At 72.7% G+C, this 25,984-nt stretch carries 27 protein-coding genes; 23 read left to right on the forward strand and 4 right to left on the reverse strand.

The window, feature by feature from the left end:
• The first annotated feature begins 250 nt into the window (after window positions 1-250).
• Window positions 251-1,726 (forward strand): C40 family peptidase, encoded by a 1,476-nt coding sequence (locus CFI00_RS02815; protein WP_242532652.1) that lies wholly within the window; start codon window positions 251-253, stop codon window positions 1,724-1,726.
• 22 nt (window positions 1,727-1,748) lie between these two features.
• On the opposite strand, the gene CFI00_RS02820 is transcribed toward CFI00_RS02815, so the two are convergent.
• A complete protein-coding gene (locus CFI00_RS02820; RefSeq protein ID WP_207083785.1) occupies window positions 1,749-2,624 on the reverse strand; it encodes a sulfotransferase domain-containing protein in 876 nt (291 codons plus the stop codon).
• Window positions 2,625-2,660: 36 nt separating this feature from the next.
• Here CFI00_RS02820 and CFI00_RS02825 point away from each other — a divergent pair, with 36 nt between their 5' ends.
• The 5 genes from CFI00_RS02825 (at window position 2,661) to CFI00_RS02845 (ending at window position 7,470) form a co-directional block, all read left to right on the forward strand.
• Window positions 2,661-4,721, forward strand: a complete 2,061-nt coding sequence (locus tag CFI00_RS02825) for an acyl-CoA dehydrogenase (protein ID WP_242532653.1) — start codon at window positions 2,661-2,663, stop codon at window positions 4,719-4,721.
• Window positions 4,722-4,831: 110 nt separating this feature from the next.
• The gene (locus CFI00_RS02830; RefSeq protein ID WP_207083786.1) at window positions 4,832-5,389 is read left to right on the forward strand and encodes a methyltransferase domain-containing protein; all 558 of its coding nucleotides are present in this window, start codon (window positions 4,832-4,834) and stop codon (window positions 5,387-5,389) included.
• Between the two features lie 7 nt (window positions 5,390-5,396).
• Window positions 5,397-5,972, forward strand: coding sequence for a hypothetical protein (locus CFI00_RS02835; RefSeq protein ID WP_207083787.1), 576 nt, complete (start codon window positions 5,397-5,399; stop codon window positions 5,970-5,972).
• Between the two features lie 50 nt (window positions 5,973-6,022).
• Window positions 6,023-6,610 carry a carboxymuconolactone decarboxylase family protein gene (locus tag CFI00_RS02840; protein WP_207083788.1) on the forward strand — a complete coding sequence of 196 codons (588 nt, stop codon included), beginning with the start codon at window positions 6,023-6,025 and terminating at the stop codon, window positions 6,608-6,610.
• Window positions 6,607-7,470, forward strand: a complete 864-nt coding sequence (locus CFI00_RS02845) for an RNA polymerase sigma-70 factor (protein ID WP_207083789.1) — start codon at window positions 6,607-6,609, stop codon at window positions 7,468-7,470. Before CFI00_RS02840 ends, CFI00_RS02845 begins: the two co-directional genes overlap by 4 nt.
• Window positions 7,471-7,486: 16 nt before the next feature.
• Here the strand turns inward: CFI00_RS02845 and CFI00_RS02850 are convergent, their stop codons facing one another.
• The gene (locus CFI00_RS02850; protein WP_207085351.1) at window positions 7,487-8,023 is read right to left on the reverse strand and encodes an inorganic diphosphatase; all 537 of its coding nucleotides are present in this window, start codon (window positions 8,021-8,023) and stop codon (window positions 7,487-7,489) included.
• A gap of 128 nt (window positions 8,024-8,151) precedes the next feature.
• On the opposite strand from CFI00_RS02850, the gene dacB reads away from it, so the two are divergent.
• From dacB to CFI00_RS02910, 12 genes are all read left to right on the forward strand, one after another.
• Entirely contained in the window at window positions 8,152-9,684 is a 1,533-nt protein-coding gene (gene dacB / locus CFI00_RS02855) for a D-alanyl-D-alanine carboxypeptidase/D-alanyl-D-alanine-endopeptidase (protein ID WP_207083790.1), read from the forward strand.
• 9 nt (window positions 9,685-9,693) lie between these two features.
• Window positions 9,694-10,710, forward strand: a complete 1,017-nt coding sequence (locus CFI00_RS02860) for a zinc-dependent metalloprotease (RefSeq protein ID WP_207083791.1) — start codon at window positions 9,694-9,696, stop codon at window positions 10,708-10,710.
• The gene (tilS, locus tag CFI00_RS02865) at window positions 10,707-11,681 is read left to right on the forward strand and encodes a tRNA lysidine(34) synthetase TilS (protein ID WP_207083792.1); all 975 of its coding nucleotides are present in this window, start codon (window positions 10,707-10,709) and stop codon (window positions 11,679-11,681) included. The genes CFI00_RS02860 and tilS overlap by 4 nt, the downstream gene beginning before the upstream one ends.
• Before the next feature lie 87 nt (window positions 11,682-11,768).
• The gene (hpt, locus tag CFI00_RS02870; RefSeq protein ID WP_207083793.1) at window positions 11,769-12,320 is read left to right on the forward strand and encodes a hypoxanthine phosphoribosyltransferase; all 552 of its coding nucleotides are present in this window, start codon (window positions 11,769-11,771) and stop codon (window positions 12,318-12,320) included.
• 102 nt (window positions 12,321-12,422) lie between these two features.
• Window positions 12,423-14,486, forward strand: a complete 2,064-nt coding sequence (gene ftsH, locus CFI00_RS02875) for an ATP-dependent zinc metalloprotease FtsH (protein WP_207083794.1) — start codon at window positions 12,423-12,425, stop codon at window positions 14,484-14,486.
• The gene (gene folE / locus CFI00_RS02880) at window positions 14,483-15,103 is read left to right on the forward strand and encodes a GTP cyclohydrolase I FolE (RefSeq protein WP_207083795.1); all 621 of its coding nucleotides are present in this window, start codon (window positions 14,483-14,485) and stop codon (window positions 15,101-15,103) included. The genes ftsH and folE overlap by 4 nt, the downstream gene beginning before the upstream one ends.
• A 32-nt stretch (window positions 15,104-15,135) precedes the next feature.
• Entirely contained in the window at window positions 15,136-15,981 is an 846-nt protein-coding gene (gene folP, locus CFI00_RS02885; RefSeq protein WP_207085352.1) for a dihydropteroate synthase, read from the forward strand.
• The gene (gene folB / locus CFI00_RS02890) at window positions 15,978-16,391 is read left to right on the forward strand and encodes a dihydroneopterin aldolase (RefSeq protein ID WP_207083796.1); all 414 of its coding nucleotides are present in this window, start codon (window positions 15,978-15,980) and stop codon (window positions 16,389-16,391) included. Before folP ends, folB begins: the two co-directional genes overlap by 4 nt.
• Entirely contained in the window at window positions 16,384-16,953 is a 570-nt protein-coding gene (gene folK / locus CFI00_RS02895; RefSeq protein WP_207083797.1) for a 2-amino-4-hydroxy-6-hydroxymethyldihydropteridine diphosphokinase, read from the forward strand. Before folB ends, folK begins: the two co-directional genes overlap by 8 nt.
• Window positions 16,950-17,444 carry a DUF3180 domain-containing protein gene (locus CFI00_RS02900; RefSeq protein ID WP_207083798.1) on the forward strand — a complete coding sequence of 165 codons (495 nt, stop codon included), beginning with the start codon at window positions 16,950-16,952 and terminating at the stop codon, window positions 17,442-17,444. The genes folK and CFI00_RS02900 overlap by 4 nt, the downstream gene beginning before the upstream one ends.
• 9 nt (window positions 17,445-17,453) lie before the next feature.
• Window positions 17,454-18,071 (forward strand): hypothetical protein, encoded by a 618-nt coding sequence (locus CFI00_RS02905; RefSeq protein WP_207083799.1) that lies wholly within the window; start codon window positions 17,454-17,456, stop codon window positions 18,069-18,071.
• Between the two features lie 93 nt (window positions 18,072-18,164).
• Window positions 18,165-19,280, forward strand: coding sequence for a GNAT family N-acetyltransferase (locus CFI00_RS02910; RefSeq protein ID WP_207083800.1), 1,116 nt, complete (start codon window positions 18,165-18,167; stop codon window positions 19,278-19,280).
• A 3-nt stretch (window positions 19,281-19,283) separates the two neighbouring features.
• Here CFI00_RS02910 and CFI00_RS02915 read toward each other — a convergent pair whose 3' ends face one another.
• Window positions 19,284-20,267: an ATP-binding cassette domain-containing protein gene (locus CFI00_RS02915; protein ID WP_277988346.1), complete on the reverse strand. Its 984-nt coding sequence runs from the start codon at window positions 20,265-20,267 to the stop codon at window positions 19,284-19,286.
• Window positions 20,268-20,270: 3 nt separating this feature from the next.
• Here CFI00_RS02915 and CFI00_RS02920 point away from each other — a divergent pair, with 3 nt between their 5' ends.
• From CFI00_RS02920 to CFI00_RS02930, 3 genes are all read left to right on the forward strand, one after another.
• Complete coding sequence (locus tag CFI00_RS02920) at window positions 20,271-20,969, forward strand: ABC transporter permease (protein WP_207083801.1); 699 nt, start codon at window positions 20,271-20,273, stop codon at window positions 20,967-20,969.
• On the forward strand, window positions 20,969-21,739 hold the full coding sequence (locus tag CFI00_RS02925) for an ABC transporter permease subunit (RefSeq protein WP_207083802.1): 771 nt from the start codon (window positions 20,969-20,971) through the stop codon (window positions 21,737-21,739). Before CFI00_RS02920 ends, CFI00_RS02925 begins: the two co-directional genes overlap by 1 nt.
• A 65-nt stretch (window positions 21,740-21,804) precedes the next feature.
• Window positions 21,805-22,752 (forward strand): glycine betaine ABC transporter substrate-binding protein, encoded by a 948-nt coding sequence (locus CFI00_RS02930; protein ID WP_207083803.1) that lies wholly within the window; start codon window positions 21,805-21,807, stop codon window positions 22,750-22,752.
• A 4-nt stretch (window positions 22,753-22,756) separates the two neighbouring features.
• Here the strand turns inward: CFI00_RS02930 and CFI00_RS02935 are convergent, their stop codons facing one another.
• On the reverse strand, window positions 22,757-23,869 hold the full coding sequence (locus CFI00_RS02935) for a glycosyltransferase family 2 protein (RefSeq protein ID WP_207083804.1): 1,113 nt from the start codon (window positions 23,867-23,869) through the stop codon (window positions 22,757-22,759).
• Between the two features lie 58 nt (window positions 23,870-23,927).
• Here CFI00_RS02935 and CFI00_RS02940 point away from each other — a divergent pair, with 58 nt between their 5' ends.
• Window positions 23,928-25,031: a sulfotransferase family protein gene (locus tag CFI00_RS02940; RefSeq protein WP_242532654.1), complete on the forward strand. Its 1,104-nt coding sequence runs from the start codon at window positions 23,928-23,930 to the stop codon at window positions 25,029-25,031.
• Window positions 25,028-25,978, forward strand: a complete 951-nt coding sequence (locus CFI00_RS02945; protein ID WP_207083805.1) for a glycosyltransferase — start codon at window positions 25,028-25,030, stop codon at window positions 25,976-25,978. The genes CFI00_RS02940 and CFI00_RS02945 overlap by 4 nt, the downstream gene beginning before the upstream one ends.
• The last annotated feature ends 6 nt before the right edge of the window (window positions 25,979-25,984 follow it).

Genomic DNA, 25,984 nt, shown 5'->3' on the forward strand with positions numbered 1-25,984 from the left:
CCCCCGAAACTTCGGGGTGGAGGCTCCAGTTCGGCGTGACAACCTCCTCCGACCGGAGGTTGGCGGCAGCCTGCCCGAACGACAGCGGTGTAGTTCAAAATGACAAGACTGTCGTTCGTCAAGACGACACGCCGGAACAAAGTCAAAAAGTTGGGCAAGGTGTTCCCAATGTGACGAAAGTTCACTAGCGTGCCTCGAGTTGCCCGTGCGAAGGGGAAGTCGCACGGGCCCATACCCCCGAGGAGCCTCCGTGCCCGACGCACCGCACGCACCCGTCCGACGTCGTACGACGTCGCGCTGGGCCACCGCGTGCGTGCTGGTCGCGGGGCTCGCCGTCGGCGGCGGCGACGGTGTCGCCTTCGCCGACGGCCACGCCGGGCGCGAGGTGCCGAGCGAGGCTGACGTCACCCGCGCCCAGCAGGACGCGGCCGACAAGGGTCGCGACGTCGCAGCCGTGCAGGCCGACCTGATCCGCGCCGACCTCGCCCTCGAGTCCGCCGGCGACGCGGCGGCGCAGGCCGCCGAGGCGTTCAACGGTGCCCGCTGGCGCGCCGAGCAGGCCCGTGAGGACGCCCGCCAGGCCGAGGCGGCCGCCACCTCGGCGCGCGCCGACGTCGAGGCGCAGCGACAGCTGTACGCCGACACGGTGGTGCGGTCCTACGAGGAGGCCTCGCAGGTGCAGGGGCTCTCCGCGGTCGTCGAGGCCGACGGCATCGAGTCGCTCATCGACCGCACGGTCACCATGGGCCACACCTCCGACGCCCTCGACAGCCAGTACGACGCCTTCGTCGCCGCCTCCGCCGTCGCCGAGGTCACCGCCACGACGGCCACCCAGGCCGCCGAGCGGGCTGCGACCGCCGAGCGCGAGGCCGCGGCGGCCCGCGACGCGGCCGAGACCGCGCAGGCCGACGCAGGGGCCCAGGCGGAGGCCGTCGCCGCCGCCAAGGCCGGCCTGATCGCCGAGCTCGCCGAGCTGCAGGGGATCAGCGTGCGCCTGGCCGAGAAGCGCCAGAGCGCGCTCGAGGAGGCCGCGGCCCAGGCCGCCGCGGCGGCCGCCCAGGCCCAGGCAGAGGCGGACGCCCAGGCGGAGGCCGAGGCGGAGGCGGACGCCCAGGCGGAGCAGGAGGCGAAGGCGACGCCGACCCCCACCCCGACGCCCACCTCGACGCCCACCTCGACGCCCACCTCGACGCCCACCCCGACCCCCACCCCGACGCCGTCGCCCACGCCGACGCCGACCCCCACCCCGACCCCCACCCCGACGCCCATCCCGACGCCCATCCCGACGCCGACGCCCACGCCGTCGCCCACGCCCACGCCGACGCCCACCCCGACGCCCACCCCGACGCCCCCGACGCCGAGCAGCGGCGCGGACGCCGCGATCGCCTTCGCCCGGGCCCAGCTGGGCGAGCCCTACCGCTACGGCGCCGCCGGCCCGAACGCCTGGGACTGCTCGGGCCTCACCTCGGCCGCGTGGGCCGAGGGTGGCGTCTCGCTGCCGCACTACTCCGTCGCCCAGTACACCCAGTCGACGCGCATCACCGCCGCCGAGCTCGCGCCTGGTGACCTCGTCTTCTGGGGCTCCTCGAGCAACCCGGGCTCGATCTACCACGTCGCCCTCTACATCGGCGACGGGCAGATCATCCACGCGCCCCGCACGGGTCGCGACGTCAGCCAGGAGTCCATGTACTACTGGCGGGCGCCCAACTTCTTCGCGCGCCCCTAGATCGTGGGGAGGGGCGCGCGGCCTACGTGACCTTGCTGGCGAACCTGGCGGCCAGCTCGCCGGGGTCGAGGTCGCCGTCGAGGACGCGACGCGTCGGCCACGCGGAGGTGTCGATGCCGGACAGCTCCTCGAAGAGGGCGAGGTCCTTGGCGTAGACCTCGGCCAACCGGGCCAGGTCGTCGGCGGTCGGTGCCGTGCCCGGCACCTGCCCGGCCCCGGCGTGCCAGTTCTTGAGCGGCGGCACCCGCTCGAAGCGCGGCAGGTCGAGGAAGTCGGTGGTCCGGTGCACGGTGGCCTCGAAGTCGCCGAGCATCGCGCGCAGCTCCAGCAGCAGCCACTGCTGGCGCCCGAACAGCTCGAAGCCGCGCTGGAGCTGCTCGCCGTAGAAGCCGCGCGCCAGGCCGGTCATGTGCCGCCACCGCATCGTGCGTACGTCGTCGGGCACCGCGTCGGGCAGCGAGGTGTGCGGCCACTCGGTGAGGAAGTCCGGCCAGTCGGGCCAGGCGAGGTTGCGCGAGCGCAGCATCACCCAGTGCGAGAACAGCCGCTCCAGCGGGTCGCGGAACACCGCGACCAGCGGCATGTCGGGGTTGTAGGCACGCATCCGCTCCAGCGCGTGCGGCCAGTAGAGGTAGGTCGGGCTGGCGTCGCCGAGCAGGCGGTGCACCCGCGCGCGGCGGGGAGCGGTGTAGTCGGTGGCGTAGTCCGGCGACGACCAGTCCACGGTCTCGTCGTCGAAGTAGTGCCGCTCCTTGTCGGGGGCCTGGCACACGAGCGGGTGCTGGTTGAGCGTCACCGCGAGCGTCGACGTACCGCCCTTCTGCACGCCGACGACGGCGAAGTTGTAGGCCATCACGCCCAGCGGTTCGCCCGGAGGGGTGGCATCGGACACGTTCATCGCGGTGAACCTACCGTCCGGACTACTTTGGACGGTATGGCCACCGACCAGGTCCCGCCGATCGCGGACGAGATGCCCACGCCTCTGCCCGAGACAGCCACCCCGGAGCGGGTCGAGGACGACGCCGTCCACGCCGACGACCGCGGCTACCGCCAGCCGGACGTGGACGTCGACGCCCTGCGCGCCCTGCTCGACGGCCGCTACCGCGAGGTCCGCGACCTGGTGCGCACCAACCTCGCGGAGCACGCGCAGGTCCTCCTCGACGAGGAGCAGATGAGCACCGCGGACTTCCGCGAGCGCGTCAAGGACGTCGTGGTGATGATGGCCGAGACGGGCCAGACCGGGATGGGCTTCCCGGAGGAGCACGGCGGCGGCGGCGACATCGGCGCCTCGGTCGCCGCCTTCGAGACCCTCGCCTACGGCGACCTGTCGGTGCTGGTCAAGGTGGGCGTGCAGTTCGGCCTCTTCGGCGGCGCCATCCTCCAGCTCGGCACGAAGACGCACCACGACGCCCACCTCGCCGACCTCGTCACCGGCCGCACGATGGGCTGCTTCGCGATGACCGAGACCGGCCACGGCTCCAACGTGCAGGCGCTCGGCACCGTCGCGACGTACGACGTCGAGGCGGAGGAGTTCGTCATCACGACCCCCGACGACGCGAGCCGCAAGGACTACATCGGCAACGCCGCCGCGCACGCCGAGCTCGCTGTCGTCTTCGCCCAGCTCGAGGTCGCGGGCGAGCGCCACGGCGTGCACGCCTTCGTCGTCCCCATCCGTGACGGCGGACGGGTGCTGGACGGCGTCCGCATCGAGGACTGCGGTCCCAAGATGGGCCTCAACGGCGTCGACAACGGCCGGCTCTGGTTCGACGGCGTCCGCGTGCCGCGCACCGCGCTGCTCAACCAGTTCGCCGAGGTCACCCCCGAGGGCCGCTACCTCTCGCCGATCGACAACCCCAACAAGCGCTTCTTCACCATGCTCGGCACCCTCGTGCAGGGCCGGGTGTGCGTCGGCGGGGCGGGCATCAACGCCTCGAAGGTCGCGCTGGTGATCGCGACGCGCTACGCCGTGCGGCGCCGGCAGTTCGAGGCGGTCTCGCCCGACGAGGAGCAGGTGCTCCTCGACTACGGCATGCACCAGCGCCGCCTGCTCCCGCTGATCGCACGGACGTACGCCCTCCACTTCGCGCAGGAGGTCGTCGCCGGGCAGCTGCACGAGGTCTTCTCCGGGCCCGGCGCAGGCGAGGAGGGCAGCGACGAGCACGCCCGCCGGATGCTGGAGTCGCGTGCCGCCGGCACCAAGGCGCTCGGCACCTGGCACGCGACCCGCACCATCCAGGAGTGCCGCGAGGCGTGCGGCGGCGCGGGCTACCTCAGCGAGAACCGCTTCGCCGCGCTCAAGGCGGACACCGACGTCTTCACCAGCTTCGAGGGGGACAACCACGTCCTGCTCCAGCTCGTGGCCAAGGGCCTGCTCACCGACTACGCCGGCGAGTTCGAGGACATGGACCAGCTCGGCATGGCCCGCTTCGTGGCCGGCCTCGCCGTTGAGACCGTCGTCGAGCGCACCGCGGTGCACAAGCTGGTCCAGTCGGTGCGCGACCTGCTCCCCGGCGGCGACACGTGGGACCAGGAGGCCGGGCTGCTCGACCCGAACTACCAGCTGGCCATGCTGCGCTTCCGCGAGGAGCACATGATCGGCGGCGTCGCCCGGCGCCTCAAGCGCGGCATCGACCAGGGGATGAACCCCGGTGCGGTGTTCTCCCGGGTGCAGGACCACGTCATCGCCGCAGCGCGCGCCCACACCGAGCGGCTGGTGCTGGAGGCCTTCATCGCGAAGACGGCAGCGATGCCCGACGGCGACCTCAAGGTGGCGCTCAACCTGCTGTGCGACCTGCACGCGCTGACCACGATCGAGGCCGACCGGGCCTGGTTCATGGAGCACGGGCGGCTGTCCAGCACCCGCTCCAAGGCGATCAGCCGCGAGGTCAACGCCCTGTGCCGCAAGGTCCGCCCGCTCGCCGTCGACCTGGTCGACGCGTTCGGCGTCCCCGAGGAGATGCTCCGCAGCCCGGAGCTGCTCGCCTGGGGCGAGTGAGGTGAGGATCCCGGGGTCTCGGCGGCTGGAGCGAGGACCCGCTGTGGTCCTACGTCTACCCCCGGCTCGTCGACTCGGGCCCGCTCGGTCGCGCCGCCTGGCGCGCCGGGATGGGCAGCGACCTCGCGCTGCTCCATGACGCGGCCGCCGAGATCGGGACGCTGCCCGCGGGATCGCGGGTCCTCGACGTCCCGACCGGCTCCGGCGTCGCGCTGCGCGGGGTGCGCCCCGGCCAGGGGATCGAGGTCGTCGCCGCCGACATCTCCACCACCATGCTGGCCCGGGCGAGCGCCACTGCGAAGCGGCTTGGCGTGGCCGACCAGGTCACCCCCACGCTGGCCGACGTCGGCGACCTGCCGTTCGGGGACGCCACCTTCGACCTCGTCGTGTCCTTCACCGGGCTGCACTGCTTCCCCGACCCGCGACGCGCGATCGAGGAGATGGTGCGCGTGCTCGCCCCGGGTGCGGCACTCACGGGCAGCTCGCTCTTCACCGACACCGGTCAGCGCTGGGTGCCGCTGCGCGTGGCCGGCACCCGGGCGGGCGTCCTGGGCCCCATGTGCACCTCGGCCGAGGCGCGCCGCTGGCTGCACGAGGCCGGCTGCGACGAGGTCGAGCTCGCGCTCCACGGTGCGCTGGGCTACTTCCGCGCCGTCCGCGCGGCATGATCAGGACATGACCTTCGGAGGACTTCCCACCCGGTGGGAGCCCGCCGGCACGAGCCGCGGACTGGCCCTCGTCGCGCCCGGACGAGCGTACCCACCCTCCGCGCCGCTGCTCGACTTCGCCCGGATCGCGCTGCTGCAGCACGGGTTCACCGTCCAGCAGCTGTGGTGGGACTCCACCTCCCGCGGCGACGAGGAGCCGGAGCCGTGGGTGCGCCGGCACGTCGAGGCGGCGCTCGCGGGAGAGGACGCCGACCACGTCGTGGTGGTCGGCAAGTCGCTGGGCACCCGCGCCGCGTCGTACGCCGCCGAGCGCGGGCTCGACGCGGTCTGGTTCACCCCGCTGCTCGTCGACCCGGCCGTGGCCGAGGCCGTCGCTGCCAACCCCGGCCGGCAGCTGCTGGTCGGCGGCCTGGCCGACGACCTCTGGGACGCGACCATCGCGCGCGAGCTCGCCGACAACGGCTGCGCGGTGCTGGAGGTCCCCGACGCCGACCACGGCATGGGCACCCCCGACGCCGTGCGCACCGCCGAGGTCCACCTCGAGGTGGCGCGGGCGGTCCATGCCTTCCTGTCACACCTCTGAGCCGACCGGTGTCTCCATGTCGTCCGCCCAAGGCCTATCCAGGAGATGACATGCCCAGCCAGTTCCGGATCCCCCCGGCCCGCCTCGACGGCGCCTACGGCGCGCTCATGACCCGCGTCGCGCGGCGGATGTGGGGCGAGGTGCCCGACAACGCCCGCGTCCTGTGGCACCACCGGCCCGTGATGCGGGCGGTCTTCGGCTTCGAGCAGAAGGTCGCGCGGTGGTCGGCGCTCGACCCCCACCTCAAGGCGTACGCCGAGATGGCCAGCGCGGGCGTGATCGGCTGCTCGTGGTGCCTGGACTTCGGCTACTTCATGGCCCACACCCGGGGCCTCGACGAGGCGAAGGTGCGCGAGGTGCCGCGCTGGCGCGACGCGGACGTCTTCTCCGACCTCGAGCGCGAGGTGATGACGTACGCCGAGGCGATGACCGTGACGCCGCCGGAGGTCACCGACGAGATGGTGGCGAGCCTGGACCGGCAGCTCGGCCACGCCGCGGTCGTCGAGCTCACCATGATGGTCGCGGTGGAGAACGAGCGCTCGCGCTTCAACTCGGCGATGGGCCTGGCCAGCCAGGGCTACAGCGACGTGTGCGCGCTCCCGCTGGCCGCGGCGGGAGAGGAGCCGGCCGCCCGATGAGCACCGAGCACCTCCTGGCCCACCGCAACCTGCTGTTCACCGTCGCCTACGAGATGCTCGGCTCGGCCGCCGACGCCGAGGACGTGGTCCAGGATGTGTGGCTGCGCTGGGTCGACGTCGACGTCGCACAGGTGCGCGACCCGCGCGCCTACCTGGTGCGGATGACCACCCGGCTCGCGCTCAACCGGCTGCGCACCCTCGCGCGTCGCCGCGAGGACTACGTCGGCACCTGGCTGCCGGAGCCGGTGCTGACCTCGCCGGACGTGGCGCAGGACGTCGAGCTCGCCGACAGCGTGTCGACCGCGATGCTGCTGGTGCTGGAGACCCTGCCGCCCACGGAGCGGGCGGTCTTCGTGCTGCGCGAGGTCTTCGACGTGCCGTACGCCGAGATAGCCGAGGCGGTCGGCAAGTCCGAGCCGGCCGTGCGGCAGGTCGCCAGCCGCGCGCGTGCCCACGTGGCCGAGCGCCGCCCGCGATCCTCGGTGACCACCGCCGAGCGCGACGCGGTCATCGAGCGGTTCCGCGCGGCCACCGCGACCGGCGACCTCCAGGGCCTGATGGACGTGCTGGCGCCCGAGGTGGTGCTGATGACCGACGGGGGCGGCAAGGTCCAGGCGGCCCTCAACCCGATCCGCGGGCGCGCCAAGGTGCTGCGCTTCCTCGCCGGCGTCACGCCCGACGCGCTCGAGCTCGAGCCGGTGTGGCTCAACGGGTCGCCGGCGATCCAGTTCATGGTCGCCGGTCAGCGCGACGGGGTCGGCACGATGCTCGTCGAGGACGGCGTCGTGACGCGGCTGTTCCTCGTGCGCAATCCCGACAAGCTCGGGTCGGTCGGCACGGAGGTCGGCCTGGGCCGGTGAGGCCCGGGCCTGTGGCTCAGGCGTCCTCGCCCAGGCTCTCGTCGGCGATGTTGTCGAGGTCGTTGCCGTGGCCCTCGGTCTTGAAGCGCTCGAAGGAGGCGTGGACCTCCTCCTCGGCCTCGACGCGGCCGACCCAGTCAGCGCCCTCGACGGACTTGCCGGGCTCGAGGTCCTTGTAGACCTCGAAGAAGTGCTGGATCTCGAGACGGTCGTACTTGGAGACGTGGTTGATGTCGCGCAGGTGCTCCAGGCGCGGGTCGTGCGCGGGCACGCACAGGACCTTGTCGTCGCCGCCGGCCTCGTCGGTCATGCGGAACATGCCGATCGCGCGGCACTCGATGAGGCAGCCCGGGAACGTCGGCGACTGGAGGATCACGAGCGCGTCGAGCGGGTCGCCGTCCTGGCCGAGGGTGTTCTCGATGAAGCCGTAGTCGGCCGGGTAGGCGGTCGAGGTGAAGAGCATGCGGTCCAGGCGGATGCGCCCGGTCTCGTGGTCGACCTCGTACTTGTTGCGCTCACCCTTGGGGATCTCCACCAGCACGTCGAACGTCAGCACGTCTTCCTCCACACTCTCCGGCACGCCTTCGGGCCCAGTTCATGGTCGGGCCCGGTCGAGCCCCCGTCGCGTCCGGCACTCACCCGACGCGTTGTCTGGGGGCAGTGTCGCGCACAATGGGCCCGATGCGCGAAGCGAGAGGGTCGAAACGTCGGCGACGTGACGCACGCCACTCCGGCGGCGGGTTCGTCCGCAACTGGCTCCCGCTCCTGCTCGTCGTCGCGCTGCTGGCCAGCGGCCTGGCCGCCTACCGCTACGAGTGGGGGCAGCGCTACCTGCCGTGGCTGGCCGCCGACCCGGCGACCGAGCCGGAGCAGGTGCTGCTGCCGGCGGGACTCGACCTGCCGGAGTGGGCGGCGCCGGCCACCCCCGCGACGGTCGCGGACGTGGCCACGATCGTGCCGGACCGCGTCGCTGGCGCGCTGGGTGCCGACCTGGCCGATCCCGACCTCGGCCGGCACGTCGTCGGCGCGGTGTCGTCGCTCGACCCCGGCTCCGAGGCCTGGACCTCGGGGGACGGGCGCTTCCTGCCCGCGTCGACCACCAAGCTGCTCACCGTCGGCGCCGCGCTGGAGGCCCTCGGTCCCGACCACACCTTCACCACCCGCGTGGTGCGCGGGGACGCGCCCCGCGAGGTGGTGCTCGTCGGCGGGGGCGACCCGCTGCTGGCGAGCCAGCCGCTGACGGTCGCAGAGGCCGCGACGGCGTACCCCGTCCGGGCCGACGTCGCCACCCTGGCCCTCGAGGTCGCGGACGCCCTGGGCGGTGGTGGGCGGGTGCGGGTGCGCTACGACGACACCCTCTTCACCGGCCCCACCGACAACCCCGCGTGGCGCCGCGACTACGTCCCCGACGACATCGTCAGCCCGATCACCGCGCTCATGGTCGACGGTGGTGTGGCCCCCGACGGGCTGTCGCGCTCCGACGACCCCTCCCGTGCCGCCGCCGACGCCTTCGCCGAGGCACTGCGTGCCGCCGGCCTCCGGGTGGTTGGTGAGCCCCGCCGCGACGTCGTACGCCCCGGGGCGGAGCAGCTCGCCGCCGTCGAGGGAGCGCCGCTGGCCCAGGTGGCCGAGCGGGTCCTCGACGTCAGTGACAACGAGGGCGCCGAGGTCCTCGCGCACCACGTCGGCCTCGCCACGTCCGGCACCGGCTCCTTCGAGGCAGGGGCCGCCGGCGTGCTGGCGACGCTGGCCGCGCTCGGCATCGACGTGTCCGGGGACGAGGTGTACGACGGCTCGGGCCTCTCGCGCCGCAACCGCATCTCCACCTCCACGGTGCTCGGCCTGCTCCAGCGGGCTGCCGGCCCCGACGCCGGCCCCGACGCCGACCCCGACGCCGACCCCGACGCCGACCCCGACTCTGCCGCGCTGCGCACCCTCGTCACCGGCCTGCCGGTCGCCGGCTTCACCGGTTCGCTGACCTACCGCTTCGACGAGGGCCCCGCCCTCGCCCGCGGCCTGGTGCGCGCCAAGACCGGCACCCTCACCGGGGTCCACGCGCTGGCCGGGATCGCGGTCGACCGCGACGGGGCGCCGCTCGCGTTCGTCCTGGCCGCCGACAGGGTCGCGCCGGAGGACAGGTACGACGCCCAGGACGCGCTCGACCGGGCGGCAGGCTCGCTCGCGACCTGCCGCTGCTCGCGCACCCCCGGCTAGGGTCGAGGAATGAACCTCGTCGACTGGGACTTCGCCGTGACCGTGGGGTCGAAGGTGGCGGGCCCCGGGCCCGAGGTCAGCGCCGCGGAGGCTGCTGCCGCCGTGCTGGAGCTGCGCGAGGGCGCAGCGCGCTCCACGCCCCTGGTGCGTGAGTTCACCGGCCTCCACGCGGTCGCTGCCACGGCGCCGGTGCTCGTGGTCGACCGCGCGGGCTGGCTGCGGGCCAACGCCGACGGCTTCGCCACCATCCTCGCGCCGATCGTCGACAAGCTGACCGAGAAGAAGGGCCCGCCGTCGGCGATCGCCGAGGCCATCGGCTCCCGCGTGACCGGCGCCGAGGTGGGGCTGATGCTCGGCTTCCTCGGCTCGAAGGTGCTGGGCCAGTTCGACCCGTTCTTCGCCCCGCACGGCCGCCTGCTGCTGGTGGCACCCAACATCGTCCACGTCGAGCGCGAGCTGTCCGCCGACCCCACCGACTTCCGGCTGTGGGTGTGCCTGCACGAGGAGACCCACCGCGTGCAGTTCACCGCGAACCCGTGGCTGGGCGACCACCTGCTCGCCCAGATGCACGCGGTGGCCGAGACCATCGAGCCGAGCGCCCTGCTCGAGGGCCTGCGTCGCGGCGCGGAGTCGATCCGCAGCGGCAACGGCAGCGTGCTCGACCTCGTCTCCTCGCCGGAGCAGAAGGAGATCCTGGACCGGGTCACCGGGGTGATGTCGCTGCTCGAGGGCCACGCCGACGTCGTGATGGACGGGGTCGGTCCGTCGGTGATCCCGTCCGTGGCCGAGATCCGCAAGAAGTTCAACCAGCGCCGCAAGGGCGCCGGCAGCCTCGATAAGCTGCTGCGCCGGCTCCTGGGCCTCGACGCCAAGATGGCGCAGTACCGCGACGGCGCGGTCTTCGTGCGCCACGTCGTCGACAAGGTCGGCATGGAGCAGTTCAACGCCGTGTGGACCGGCCCGGAGACGCTGCCGTCCAAGGCCGAGATCACCGACCCCGACGCGTGGGTCGCCCGCGTGCTGTGACCCTCCACCCGTCGATCGCGGCGGTCCGGCTCCCGGTCCGTCACGCCCTGTCGGTCCTCGCCCCCGGCGACGTCGTGGCCGTGGCGTGCAGCGGCGGCGCGGACTCGCTGGCGCTCGCCTCGGCCACGGTCTTCGAGGGCCACAAGCGGGCGCTGCGCGTCGTCGGCGTCACGGTCGACCACGGTCTCCAGCCCGGCTCGGGCGCCCAGGCCGAGCGCGTGGTCGCCCAGCTCGCGGCGATGGGGGTCGACGAGACGCTGACCGCGCGCGTGCAGGTCGACACCGCCGCAGGGACGGGGCCGGAGGCCGCCGCACGCGAAGCGAGGTACGCCGTCCTCGAGCAGGTCGCCGAGCACCTCTCCGCGCGAGCGGTGCTGCTCGGGCACACCTTGGACGACCAGGCCGAGACGGTGCTGCTCGGCCTGGCCCGCGGCTCGGGCGGGCGCTCGCTGCAGGGCATGCGGCGCGGCTTCGGGGTCTTCGTGCGGCCGCTGCTCGACGTACGCCGTGACGACACGGTCACCGCCTGCCGGGTCGAGGGCCTCGACGCCTGGGACGACCCGCACAACCACGACCCGGGCTACACCCGCGTCCGGGTGCGCGAGCGGGTGCTGCCGGTCCTCGAGTCCGAGCTCGGTCCGGGGGTCGCCGCCGCGCTGGCCCGGACGGCGGACCAGCTGCGGGAGGACACGGCCCTCCTCGACGACCTCGCGAGCGCTGCGCTGGAGCGCGTGCGCCGCGACCTCGGCCTCGACGCGGGGATCCTCGCCGCCGAACCGCCGGCGATCCGCCACCGGGTCGTCCACCGTGCCGTCCTCGACGCGGGCGCTCCGGCCTCCGAGCTCACCCGCGACCACGTCCTGTCCGTCGACGCGCTCCTCACCCGCTGGCGCGGGCAGAAGTGGATAGACCTCCCCGGGCCGCTGCGCGCGGTCCGCCGTGACGGGACGCTGGCGTTCGAGCGTCCCTGAGTCCGGCGACACTGGATTTCCACTCGCTCGAGTGGAAATGCATCGGGCGGGGACCGCGCACCCGGACCAGCGCCCTAGGCTGCGTCCATGGACTCGTCCCACGTGGAGCACGACCTGGTCAACGTCCTCTTCACCGAGGCCCAGATCCAGCAGAGGCTGGGGGAGATGGCCCTCCAGATCACCGACGACTACGCCGGTCGCGACCTGCTGGTGGTTGGCGTGCTGCGCGGCGCGGTGATGGTGATGGCCGACCTCGCACGGGCGATGCCCGGTCACCTGGAGATGGACTGGATGGCGGTGAGCTCCTACGGCTCCGGCACCAAGTCCAGTGGTGTCGTGCGGATCCTCAAGGACCTCGACACCGACATCAGCGGTCGCGACGTGCTGATCGTCGACGAGATCATCGACACCGGCCTGACGCTGAGCTGGCTGGTCAACAACCTCTCCAGCCGCAACCCGGCCAGCGTCGAGATCGCCACCCTGCTGCGCAAGCCGGAGGCGTTGTCGATGCCGGTGGAGCCGAAGTACGTCGGCTGGGACATTCCCAACGAGTTCGTCGTCGGCTACGGCCTCGACTACCGCGAGCGCTACCGCAACCTGCGCGACATCGGCACCCTCGCACCCCACGTCTACTCCTGAACGGGCCGCGCGCGGGCGCTCCGCTTCACCCCGCCTGAAACAATGGGCGCCCGAGCGGCCTGTAGCGTCGCCCCACCAACTCCGAACCGGTGAAAGTTACCTGTGAAGCGCATATTCAAGGGTCCCTGGCTGTGGATCGTCCTGTCCGCCTTCGCGGTGCTGCTGGCGATCCAGTTCCTCGCGCCCAGTGACGGCTACGACGAGGTCGACACCTCGACCCTGGCCTCCTACATCGACGAGGGCTCGGTCGAGGAGATCGAGTTCAACGGCGCCGACTTCGAGATCCAGGCGACGCTCGACGCCGGCACCCGCGACGACGGCGACAAGGTCGTCGCGCAGTACGTCGACGGCGAGCAGGAGGAGCTCCTCGCGGCCGTGCGGGAGCAGAAGGCCGCGGGCACGATCGACTCCTACAACTCGACCGTCCCCCAGCCGAGCTTCCTCGGCTCGCTGCTGGCGACCCTGCTGCCCTTCGCGCTGATCATCCTGCTCTTCATCTTCCTGATGAACCAGGCCCAGGGCGGTGGCGGACGCGGCGTGATGCAGTTCGCCAAGTCCAAGGCCAAGCTGATCACCAAGGACATGCCTAAGACGACCTTCAGCGACGTCGCCGGCTGCGAGGAGGCGATCGAGGAGCTCGGCGAGATCAAGGAGTTCCTCACCGACCCGGCCAAGTTCCAGGCCGTCGGCGCCAAGATCCCGAAGGGCGTCCTGCTCTACGGCCCTCCCGGCACCGGCAAGACGCTGCTGGCGCGTGCGGTCGCCGGCGAGGCCGGCACCCCGTTCTACTCGATCTCCGGCTCGGACTTCGTCGAGATGTTCGTCGGCGTCGGCGCCTCCCGCGTGCGCGACCTGTTCGAGCAGGCCAAGGAGAACGCCCCGGCCATCGTGTTCATCGACGAGATCGACGCCGTGGGTCGCCACCGCGGCGCCGGCATGGGTGGCGGCCACGACGAGCGCGAGCAGACCCTCAACCAGCTGCTGGTCGAGATGGACGGCTTCGACGTGCGCGGCGGGGTCATCCTCATCGCGGCCACGAACCGCCCCGACGTGCTCGACCCCGCGCTGCTGCGCCCGGGCCGCTTCGACCGCCAGATCCAGGTCGACGCCCCCGACCTCAACGGACGCCACCAGATCCTCAAGGTGCACTCGCGCGGCAAGCCGATCGCGCAGGACATCGACCTGCTCAGCATCGCGCGGCGCACGCCCGGCTTCACCGGCGCAGACCTCGCCAACGTGCTCAACGAGGCCGCGCTGCTCACCGCACGCACCAACGAGAAGCTGATCACCGACGAGGCCCTCGACGAGGCGATCGACCGCGTCATCGCCGGCCCGCAGCGCCGTACGCGCCTGATGAGCGAGCGCGAGAAGCTCATCACCGCCTACCACGAGGGCGGACACGCCCTGGTCGCCGCGGCACTGCCCGGCACCGACCCGGTGCACAAGGTCACGATCCTGCCGCGCGGTCGCGCGCTGGGCTACACGATGGTGCTGCCCGACCGCGACAAGTACTCCCAGACCCGCAGCGAGATGCTCGACTCCCTCGCCTACATGCTCGGCGGGATGGCCGCGGAGGCGCTGATCTTCCACGACGTCACCTCCGGTGCCGGCAACGACATCGAGAAGGCCACCAACCTGGCCCGCGCGATGGTGACCCAGTACGGCATGACCGAGCGCCTCGGCGCGGTCAAGCTCGGCGACAACAACTCCGAGCCCTTCCTGGGCCGCGACATGGGCCACACGCGCAACTACTCCGAGGAGACCGCCGCAGCGGTCGACGGCGAGGTCAAGGCGCTGCTCGGCCACGCCCACCAGGAGGCCTTCGAGATCCTCGAGACCAACCGCGACGTCCTCGACTCGCTGGTGCTCGCGCTGCTCGACAAGGAGACCCTCGACAAGGCGGAGATCGCCGAGATCTTCGAGGCGCTCAACCGCCGGTCCGCCCGTCCCGCGTGGACCGGTTCGCCGGAGCGGCTGCCGTCGACGATCCCGCCGGTCGACATCCCCCAGGAGATCCGCGACCGGGTCAACGCCAGCGCCTCCGCCCAGGAGGAGGAGACCCGCGGTGGTGCGATCCTGACCCCGCCGGGCGCCGGTGGGGACGTCCACGGTGGCCCCGAGCTGGGCCCGGACACGCCGACCCCGCCGTCCCCGGAGGCACGATGACCGACCCGGTCACCCTCCCGGTGCGCGCGCCCGAGGACGTCCCGGACTTCGACCACGAGCGCGCCGAGGCCGCCGTGCGCGAGCTGCTCTACGCGATCGGGGAGGATCCCGAGCGCGAGGGCCTGCTCGAGACCCCGGCCCGCGTCGCCCGGGCGTACGCCGAGCTGACGCAGGGCCTGCGCCAGACCGCGGAGGACGTGCTCACCACCACCTTCGACCTCGGCCACGAGGAGATGGTGCTGGTGCGCGACATCGAGCTGTGGTCGATGTGCGAGCACCACCTCGTGCCGTTCACCGGTGTCGCGCACGTCGGCTACATCCCCGCCGAGACCGGCAAGATCACCGGCCTGTCCAAGCTGGCGCGGCTCGTCGACGTCTACTCCAAGCGCCCCCAGGTGCAGGAGCGGCTCACCACGCAGGTCGCCGACTCCCTCATGGAGATCCTCGAGGCGCGCGGCGTGATCGTGGTGATCGAGGCCGAGCACCTCTGCATGACGATGCGCGGCGTCAAGAAGGCCGGCGCCCGCACCATCACCTCCGCGGTCCGCGGCGCGTTCCTCACCCACCAGGCGACGCGGGCCGAGGCGATGGCACTGATCCACTCAGGCACCAGGTGATCGAGGGCGCCGCCCCCCACGTTCCCCGGGTGATGGGGATCGTCAACGTCACCCCCGACTCCTTCTCCGACGGTGGTCGCCACGACACCACCGAGCGGGCCGTGGCCCACGGTCGCGCGCTGCTCGTCGAGGGTGCCGACCTGCTCGACATCGGGGGCGAGTCCACGCGTCCGGGTGCGACGCGTCCGCTGGTGGCCGAGGAGCTCGACCGGGTCGTCCCCGTGATCCGCGAGCTCGCCGCCGGCGGGGCGGTCGTCTCGGTCGACACGATGCGCGCCGAGGTCGCCGAGGCGGCGCTCGGGGCGGGCGCAGCCATCGTCAACGACGTCTCCGGGGGCCTGGCCGACCCGCGGATCCTCGACGTCGTCGCGGCGTCCCCCGCGACGTACGTCGCGATGCACTGGCGCGCCCACGCCGACCGGATGCGGGACTTCACCGACTACTCCCCGGACGGCGTCGTGTGCACCGTGCGCCGCGAGCTGGCCGAGCGCCTCGCCGCGGCCGAGGCTGCCGGGATCCCGCGCGAGCGGATCGTCCTGGACCCAGGACTGGGCTTCGCCAAGCAACCGCACCACAACTGGGAGCTGTTGAGGAACCTCGACGTGCTGGCCGACCTCGGCTGCCCGCTGCTGGTCGGCGCGAGCCGCAAGTCGTTCCTCGGCACCCTGCTGGCCGCCGCCGGCGTCGCGCGCCCGGTCGACGACCGGGAGCACGCCCACGCCGCGCTGGTCGCCGTGCTGGCCGGCCGCAGCGTCGACGTGCTGCGCGTGCACGACGTACGCGCCACGCGTGACGCGCTGGCCGTGGCGGCCGCGATGGGCGTACGCCTCGAGGACGAGCCCCACCTGCTGACCCACCGGAAGAAGGACGACGCATGACCGACGAGCCCGTCGAGACGGGCGCAGGGCGCCCTCCCCAGGATGAACTGTCGATCACAGGGATCGAGTGCTTCGCCCACCACGGTGTCTTCGACTTCGAGAAGCGCGAGGGGCAGGTCTTCGTCGTCGACCTCGTGCTCGGCATCGACACCCGCGCGGCCGGCGTCTCCGACGACCTCGAGGACACCGTGAACTACGGCTCCCTCACCATGGACGTCAAGGCTGCAGTGGAGCGCGACCCGGTCGACCTGATAGAAACCGTCGCTCAACGCATCGCCGATGTGTGCCTGCTGGACTCTCGTGTTGAATGGGCGCGAGTCACGCTCCACAAACCTGATGCACCCATCGACGCGACGTACTCGGACGTCGCGCTGACGATCACCAGAACGCGAGGCAACGCTCATGACTGAGACTCCCAACCCCAACATCGTGGACACCGACTCCCTCACCGGAGAGATGCACCCGATCCGGCGGGTGGTGGTGGCTCTCGGGTCCAACCTCGGGGAGCGGATGGCCACGCTGCAGGGTGCGGTCGAGGCGCTCGCCGACACCCCCGACTTCTTCGTCACCGGCGTCTCCCCGGTCTACGAGACCGACCCGGTGGACGCCCCCGACGGCTCCGGTCCCTACCTCAACGCCGTCCTGCTGGCCGACACCACGCTGCCCGCCCGCCGCCTCATGGAGCGCGCGCTGGCGATCGAGGACGCCTTCGAGCGCGAGCGGGGCGAGGTCAGCAACGCGCCCCGCACCCTCGACGTCGACCTGATCGTGGTGGGCGACCGCCGCTCCAACGAGGACTTCCTGCGGCTGCCGCACCCGCGCGCCCACGAGCGCGCCTTCGTGCTGCAGCCGTGGCACGACCTCGAGCCCGACGCCGTCTTCCCCGAGAGGGGACCGATCGCCGACCTGCTCGACAGCACCGACGCCACCGGGGTGCGCAGGCGCGAGGACCTCGCGCTCGAGGTCGGGTGAGGGACCCCGAGCCCGAGGAGGAGCGCCCGGAGCCGCGAGGCACCCTGCGCCCCACCTCGGCGGGTGCGCTGGCGGCCCTGGCGGTCGTGGGCCTCGTCGTGGGGTGGGGGCTGCACCCGCTCATGGACCGCCTGGTGGGACGACCGCCCCTGGTCTCGTGGGCGCAGGCCCTCGCCCTGGTGCTGGTGGCCGCGATCATGTCGTTCGTCGCCTGGCACACCTGGCAGACCGTGCAGGTGCGCGGCGAGCGCCTCGAGCCGCACCGCTCGGTGAATCGGCTCGTCCTGGCCCGGGCGTGTGCGCTGGCGGGCGCGCTCGTCACGGCCGGCTACGTCGGCTACGCCGTCAGCTGGCTGGGCGACGAGTCCGCGCTGGCCGACCGCTGGATCGTCCGTGCGGTCGTCGCCGCGCTCGGCGCGGCGGGCGTGATGCTCGCCTCGCTTGTGCTGGAGCGTGCGTGTCGCACCGACGGGGGCCGACCGCAGCCCTAGTCTGGCCGCATGTCCTCCCAGCAGCCTCAGCAGTCACAGGCGTCCCGCACCCCGGCTCGTCGTCGCCAGCGCAGCACGCGCCTGGTCGTGGCCGTGGCCCTGCTCGCCGTCTCCGCCGCGATCGTCCTCGGCGCCGTCGCGTCGTCGTCGGCCGGCCTGACCGCCGTCGCTGCCGTCCTCGCCGTGGTCCTCGGTGCCGCCGCGACCCGCATCACGCACTCCGAGGTGATGCAGGCCCGCCGCGACGCCGCGCGCGACCGCGCCGAGCAGGCTCAGGAGTACCGCGCCCTCACCGAGCGGCGTACGGCCGAGTCCGCGGTCTTCGCTGCCGACATGCGCCGAAAGATCCTCGAGCGCGAGGAGGCCATCGACGTCCTCGAGCGGGCCCTGTCGTCGGCGCAGAAGAACGCCGCCGAGCAGACCCTCAAGCGTGGCCAGGAGGCCCGTCGTGCCGACGCCGCCGACGCCGGCCGCGAGGCCGCCGAGCGTGGTCGCGACGAGGCCGAGACCCGGGCGGCCGAGGCGATCGTCATCATCGCCGAGCTCGAGGCCGAGATCGACGTCGTGCGCGCCGAGCTCGACTCGCTGCGCGCCGCTGCCGCGCGTCGCGACCACCGCAGCGCCTGACCCACCTCGCCCCGGGTCCCCCGGGCGGTGGGTGAGACAGGTTCTCTGCCGTCCGAACATGTCCCACTCACCGCTGCGCCCGGGGGTGAGTTCGTGGAGTACGGAACAATGGGGCTCGTGATCCCCGAGGACAACCGGTTCGAGAGCGACCCCGACGACGCGCTGCCCAAGGACCCGGGGCTTCCCGACGGCTGGGTGGCCGAGACGCCGGACGGTGCCGACCCCGCCACGGTGGCCCGCCTGGCCGAGCTGCTGCGCGGTCACGAGCGTGCCGGTCGCGGATGGGCGGGCTCCGGCGAGGACGAGGTCCGCGTCGAGGTGTCCGAGCACGGGCTGGCCATGCGGGAGAACCTCGTCGTCCGTGACGCTGACGGCTTGGTCCGCGCCTGGGGCAGCGTGCACGACCGCGCCGAGGGCCGGATGCTCTTCGTCCACATCGTCGACCGCGAGGTCGACGAGCGCTCGGCCGGGCGCTGCAGCGACGTGCTCTTCGAGTGGGCCGAGGCGCAGGCGCGCGCCGTGGGTGCCGCTCGCGGCCTGACCGTGCAGCAGATCGACACCGGTGCCTTCGCCGACGACGAGCGCCAGCACGCGTGGCTCGCCGACGCCGGCTTCGAGCGCGTACGCACCTGGTGGCAGATGAGCCGGTCCGTGGAGGCCGCGGAAGCCGAGCTGGTCCCCGACCCCGCCCGGTGGGAGCGCAAGGGCGTGGTCTTCCGCCTGGTCGAGCGCCAGGGCGGCCCCGGCGGCATGCCCGACGTCGCCGACCTCCGTGCCGTGCACGAGGTGCTCGAGGGTGCGTTCACCGACCACTTCAACTCCGCCGAGGAGACCTTCCAGGAGTTCCTCCACCGCCTGCGCGAGGACCCCGGTCACCGCTGGGACCACTGGTGGCTGGCCGAGATCGCCGACGGCGACGGCGACCCCGAGCCGGCGGGCGCGCTCGTCGGGACGGTCAGCGAGTCCGACACCGGCCCGGACGGGTCGTACGTCTCCTACCTCGGCGTCCTGGAGTCCGCGCGCGGTCGCGGCGTGGCCACAGGCCTGCTCCGCACGATCATCGCCGACGCCGCGTCGCGCGGCCGGGACCGTGTCGGCCTCGAGGTCGACGCCGACTCACCGACCGGCGCCGACGGGCTCTACACGTCGATGGGCTGGGGCACGAAGTACGTCACCGAGTCCTGGCACAAGGACGTACCGGTCGACTGAGGATCAGCGCAGCGACGCCCGCAGCGCGCGGTGCACGCCCGCCGGGGTGAGCACGCCGAGGAAGGTGGGGCCGCGGCGCACGCCGACCATCGGCTTGTCGTCGCGCAGCATCGCGGCGAGGGCGTCCTCGAGCGAGGAGTCGATGTCGATCGCCGACCCGAGGTCGCCGGTCGCGACACCGTCGAGGGGTTCGAGGTGGTCCTCGCGCAGCCGGGTGACGGCGAGGGTGCGCAGGCCACCCGAGCCGACGAAGTCGGCCACCTGCTCGTCGGCCGGGTGGGCGAGCAGGTCGGCCGGAGTGGCGTACTGAGCCAGGCGGCCGCCGGTGGCGAAGACCGCCACCCGGTCGCCCATCCGGATCGCCTCGTCGATGTCGTGGGTCACCAGCACCACGGTCTTGCCGAGCTCGGCCTGGAGGCGGCGGAACTCGTCCTGCAGCCGGCCGCGCACGACGGGGTCGACGGCGCCGAATGGCTCGTCCATCAGCAGCACGGGAGGGTTCGCCGCCAGCGCGCGGGCCACGCCGACCCGCTGGCGCTGCCCGCCGGAGAGCTCGTGCGGGTAACGACGGGCGTACTGGTCGGGGTCGAGGCCGACCGTGCTCAGCAGCTCGTGGGCGCGCTCGCGCGCGGTCGACCTCGACTCGCCGTAGAGCAGCGGCACGGTCATCACGTTCTGCTCGATGCGCTGGTGGGGGAACAGGCCGATCTGCTGGATGACGTAGCCGATGCCGCGCCGCATCTCGACCGGGTCGACCTCGGTGACGTCCTTGCCGTCGAGCCAGATGCGGCCGGTGGTCGGCTCGATGAGCCGGTTGATCATCTTGAGCGTCGTCGACTTGCCGCAGCCCGACGGGCCGACCAGGCAGACCATCTCGCCGCGAGCGACGTCGAGGTCGAGCTCGTGGACGGCCACGGTCCCGTCGGGATAGGTCTTGCCCACGCCCTGGAGCCGGATCATCGGCTCGTCGCCCCGTGTAGCGTCCATGCGGTGACCATACTGGGGGCCGCCGACTCCGGACCGAGCTGCTACAGCCGGTTCGTCAACGAATGGTTCTGCTGGCAGTACGTCGAGGACCGCCAGGGCCAGATCACCGACGCACTCGTCGAGCACGTCATCATCACGCTCGCCGCACTCGCGCTGGGCATCGCCATCGCGATCCCGCTGGCCCTCCTCGCACGCCGCATCCCTCGCCTGGAGTCGGCGGTGCTGGCCTTCAGCACCGGGGTCTACACCGTGCCGTCGCTCGCGCTCCTGCCGCTGCTGGTGCCGTTCACCGGCCTCTCCGCGGCCACGGTGGTGATCGGGCTGGGCCTCTACGCCCTCACCATCCTGGTCCGCGCGCTGCTCGACGGCCTGCGCTCGGTCCCGGACGACGTGCGCGAGGCGGCCCGCGGGCTCGGCTACGGCCGCGCGCGGATGCTGACCCGCATCGAGATGCCGCTGGCGCTGCCGGTCGCGATGGCGGGCCTGCGCGTCGCGGCGGTGTCGACCATCGCGCTCACCACGGTGGGCACGCTGGTGGCCTACGGCGGCCTCGGTGACCTGATCGCCCACGGCGTGCAGCGCGACTTCCGCGCCGAGCTGCTGACCGCCGCCGTGCTGTGCGTGGTGCTGGCGGTGGTCCTCGACGTGCTGCTGGTGCTGCTGCAGCGGGTGCTGACCCCGTGGACGGCAGGGGCGCGCTGATGGAGCTGTTCGCCGAGACCTGGCAGTACCTCCTTGACGCCGACAGCTGGACCGGTGGGGGAGGGCTCGTCGCGCGCCTGCTCGAGCAGCTGCTCCTCACCGCGACGGCGCTGGTCGTCGCGATGCTGCTCGGCCTGCCCCTCGCGCTGTGGCTGGGGCACCTCGGGCGTGGCGGCTTCCTCGCCGTCAACGTGTCCAACGTGGGCCGCGCGGTCCCGACCTTCGCGCTCCTCGCCCTCCTCGTCGCCGCCGACTGGCCCGGGTCCGGGGACTTCGGGCCCTACGGCCGGGCCGGGCTCGCGACCCTGATCGCGCTCGTCCTCTTCGCCCTGCCGCCCCTCATCACCAACGGCTACGTCGCCATGCGCGAGGTGCCCACGGACGTGAAGGAGGCGGCCGACGGCATGGGGATGTCGCGCATGCAGCGCTTCCGCCGCGTCGAGCTGCCCCTGGCCCTGCCGGTGGTCGCCTCGGGCGTACGCCTCGCGCTGGTGCAGGTGTGGGCCACCGCCACCATCGCCGCCCTCGTGGCGGGACCCGGCCTCGGTCGCATCATCACCGAGGGCTTCGCCCGCAACGACTACGCCCAGGGCATGGCCGGGGCGGTCGTCGTCGCGCTCGTGGCGCTCGTGCTGGAAGTGGCGGCCGCGGCGCTCCAGCGCGCGGTGGACCCGATGCCGGCCCCGTCCTCGCGGGCCTCGTCACCCCGTGGAGTGGGGGAGGAGTCGGAGCCCTCGACTACGGTGGAAGAGGCTCCCACCGGGAGCTGAGCGGACCCGCTCGCATCACCGGACACGCGCGGCCCAGCGTCGCGGGACACAGAAGGTTGACACTCATGCACGTACGACGTCCGCTGATGGCGGTGACCGGCCTCGCACTCACCGCCCTCCTCGCCGGCTGTGCCGGCGACGACCTCGCGGCCGAGAACGACGAGCCCGCCTCGGGCTCGGGAGGTGGCGAGGGCACGTCCGTCGTCATCGGCAGCCAGAGCTTCGACGAGGCCGCCCTCGTCACCGCGATGTACCAGCAGATCCTCGAGGCCGAGGGCTACGAGGTCGAGACCCGCCTGGTCGACACCCGCCCGGTCTACCTAAACGAGATGCCCGACGCAGTCCAGATCGCCCCCGAGTACGTCGCCGGCATCGTCGACCAGCTCAACACCGACGCCAACGGCCCCGACGCCGAGCCGCTGTCGACCAGCGACGCGCAGGAGACCATCGACGCCGGCGCCTCGCTGCTGGAGGAGAAGGGCATCACCCTGCTCGAGCCGTCCGAGGCGTTCTCCGCCAACGGCTACTTCACCAGCCAGGAGTTCTCCGACGCCGAGGGCGTGACCAAGCTGTCCGACCTTGAGGGCGAGGCCGTCACCCTGGCTGCGGCCCCGGACTGCAAGGGCCGCGCCGACTGCGAGAAGGGCCTGGTCGACACCTACGGCATCGACGTGACCCTCGAGCCGCTCGGCTACGCCTCCACCGAGACGTTCCAGGCGGTCCTCGACGGCGAGGCCCAGCTCGGCCAGACCAGCACGCTCGACGGCACGCTCGAGGACCAGGGCCTGCTCCTGCTCGAGGACGACCGCGGCATCCAGCCCGCCCAGAACCTCGTCCCCGCGGTGTCGACCGAGTTCCTCGCCGACAACCCCGACGTCGAGGGCCTGCTCAACGACCTCATGGCCGCCCTGGACAACGAGACGCTCGGCGAGCTCCTCGTCAGCGTCCAGATCGACCGTGAGCAGCCGGCCGACGTGGCCCAGGAGTTCCTGGAGTCCGAGGGCCTGCTGTAGTTCGTCAGACCTCGTGGTCCCGGAGCGCCAGCGCCTCCGGGACCACGGTGGTCTCGTCGAGCACCGAGGGCGGCACCGACAGCCGCCACGAGCCCGTGGCCATGTCCTGCGCCCGCGGTGCGGGGCCGTCGAGGGTCCCCACCCACTCCATCAGCGCGGTGACGTCCGCGCGGCGGTCCTGCTCGACGAGCCAGCCCGCGAGCCGGTGCACCGGCGGCAGTCCGCTGTGCACCAGCGACCGCTGTCCCCACAGCTCCAGCACACCCGAGCGCAGCAGGCGCCACCACTCTGGGCTGCACCCGGGCACCAGCAGGAAGTAGCGCCACAGGTCGCCGGCCAGCACCCGGTCGACGAAGACCTCCTCCACCTCGCCCGAGCCGTGCGCGCGAACCGAGGCGAGCGCCATCCGCTTGGTCTCCCATCGGTCGGCCAGGTCCTGCACCGACGAGGCGCGCGTCTGGGTGATCGAGCCCTCTCGGATCCGCCAGCGGTAGACCACCTCGTCGAGCACGTCGAAGCGTCCCTCGAGGAAGGCCCGCGTCGTGGTCGGCTGGTCCTCGTAGCGCACGCCCTCGGGCCACTCCAGCCCCGCCGCGTCCCACCAGGACCGGCGAAACAACTTGTTCCAGGCGAAGACGTCGCCGAGGACCTCGGGCCGGTCCTCGACCCGCGCGCCCCGGAGGGGACGGTGCAGGCGCCGCATCCACGGCGGCTCGACGAGGTCGTCGCCCTCCCAGCGCACGATCGAGCCGGTGGCGAAGTCGGAGCCGGACTGCGTGAGCGCGCCCAGCAGGTCGGCGTACGCCGTGGGCGGCAGCACGTCGTCGGAGTCGAGGAAGGCGAGGTAGTCGCCGCGCACCTGCAGGGTCCCGAGGTTGCGGGCCGCGCCGAGGCCGCCGTTGACCGAGTGGACCACGCTGATCCTGTTGTCGCGACGCGCCCAGCCGTCGGCGATCTCGCCGGTCCGGTCGGTCGACCCGTCGTCGACGACCACCGCCTCCCAGCGGGTGTGCGTCTGGGCGAGGAGGGAGCGGACGCAGTCGTCGAGGTAGTCCTCCACACCCCAGGCGGGGATCACCACGCCGAGGAGCGGAGCGCGCGAGAAGAGCCTCTTCATGGGCCGCGAGCCTAGTGGTGCCGGAGGCCCGGGCCAGGCCGCCGGTAGGCTGCCCGCCGTGACCGAGCAGCCCAGAGCCATCGACGAGATGAACCCCGACGGAGTCGCGCGCAAGGTCCTCTTCGTCGCCGGCGCCGGCCGCAGCGGCACCAGCACCCTGGCCGGCATCGTGTCGCGGCTCGGCATGCACGTGCCGCTGCCCGAGGTGCCGCCGGACGACTCCAACCCGCGCGGCTTCAGCGAGCCGCAGTGGGTCGTCGACGTCCACGACGAGTGGCTCTCCGAGGCGCTCGTCCAGGTCAGCGACTCCCGCCCGAGCGCGTGGTTCGACACGGGGCGGATCTGCAGCCGCGAGCCCGCCCGGATCCGGGTGAGTGAGTGGCTCGAGCCGCACTTCGCCGAGCACCCCGAGCTGGTCGTCAAGGACCCGCGCCTGAGCTGGTTCCTCGGGCTGTGGCGCGTCGCTGCGATCCGCACCGGCGCGACGCCCGTCTTCGCCACGATGCTGCGCCCGCCTGCGGAGGTGGTCGGCTCGAAGCAGAAGTACTACGCCAACAAGCTCGGCTCGTCCCACCTCGCCGCCAGCTGGGTCAACATGCTGCTCCACACCGAGCGTTCGACCCGTCCCGCCGAGGGCGACGGCGGCCGGGTCTTCGTCCGCTACGAGGACCTGCTGACCGACTGGGTGAGGACCACCACCGCGCTCGGCCACGCGCTCGACCTCCAGACGATCATCCACACGCGCAGCGACCAGATCCGCGAGGTCCACCGCTTCATCGACCCGACCCTGCGCCGGGTCTCCTCCAGCCTCGACGACCTGGCCCTGCCCAAGCGGCTGCACGAGCTCACGGGCCAGACCTGGGAGGAGCTCAACAAGCTCGCCGACGAGGGTGGCGACACCGCCGAGGCGCACCGCACCTTCGACGAGCTGCGCGCGGAGTACGTCGACCTCTACGAGGAGGCCGAGGCCATCAGCCGCTCGAGCGCCGAGCACGTGCGCCTGCGGGCGCGCCGCCGGGCGCTGGCCGAGGCCGCGGAGGCGCCGCACTCGCTCGCCGACCGGCTGCCCCACGACGTACGCGCCGCGATCCCGCCGTCGGTGCGCCGCGGCGTGCGCAAGGCGCTCGGGCGTGAGCGCGGCTCCGCGGGGGACGGGCAGTGACGGTCCCGATCGGGTCCGGCCACGGGATCACGAACCTCGAGGGCCACGAGGACTTCGACATCGTCTGGCCCTGGAACCAGCCCGGCGGGCTGCGCCGCGGCGCCACCGCCGTGCTGCGCGTCAAGAACGAGGCGCCCGGGCTGCGCTTCGTCCTGCCGCCGCTGCTGCGGGCGTGCGACCACGTGCTGCTGGTCGACAACGGCTCCGACGACGGCACCGGCGAGGAGGCGCTGCGCGTGGCCGCAGAGCACGGCCTCGAGGACCGGTTCACGCTGAAGGAGTACCCCTTCCAGGTGGCCCGCGCGGGCGCCGAGCACCTCTCGGTCAACGAGCGCTCGGTGCACTCCTTGGCCTACTTCTACAACTGGTGCTTCTCCCACGTCCGCACCCGCTACTCATGGAAGTGGGACGGCGACATGGTCCTCACCACCGAGGGCGAGGTGTCGATGGCGGACCTGTCGTGGCAGGTCGGCATGGCGGAGGCCGTGATCCGCTTCCCGCGCCACGGCCTCTACATCGAGTCCGACCGCCGTGCCTTCCTCGACCTGGGCCTGCGCAACATCGAGGAGTGGGGCTTCCCGATGAGCCCCGACTACGTCTACACCAAGGCGCCGGAGTGGGAGATCCGCACGACGCCCGACCACATCGAGATGTTCGCGCTGCCGCAGGGACTGTGCGTGGAGCTGAAGTGGCTCGACGGCGACGAGTTCGCCCACTGGACCAACCCGGAGTCCTTCGCGACCTCGATCCGCAACCGGCGCAAGCGCCGCGAGTGGCTCGTGTGGAACGCACTGCACGCCGGCGAGGTGCCCGAGGGCGTCGTGGAGATCGTGGCGCCCGAGGGCGTCCACGTGGTCGACCACGTGACCCATGCCTGGCTCCCGCGCGCGCCGCGGCCCTTCGTGGTCGACGACCCCGACCACGCGAAGCTGCACCTGCGCGCCTGAGCGGCG

This window comes from Nocardioides sp. S5 (assembly GCF_017310035.1).
Classification (GTDB): domain Bacteria; phylum Actinomycetota; class Actinomycetes; order Propionibacteriales; family Nocardioidaceae; genus Nocardioides.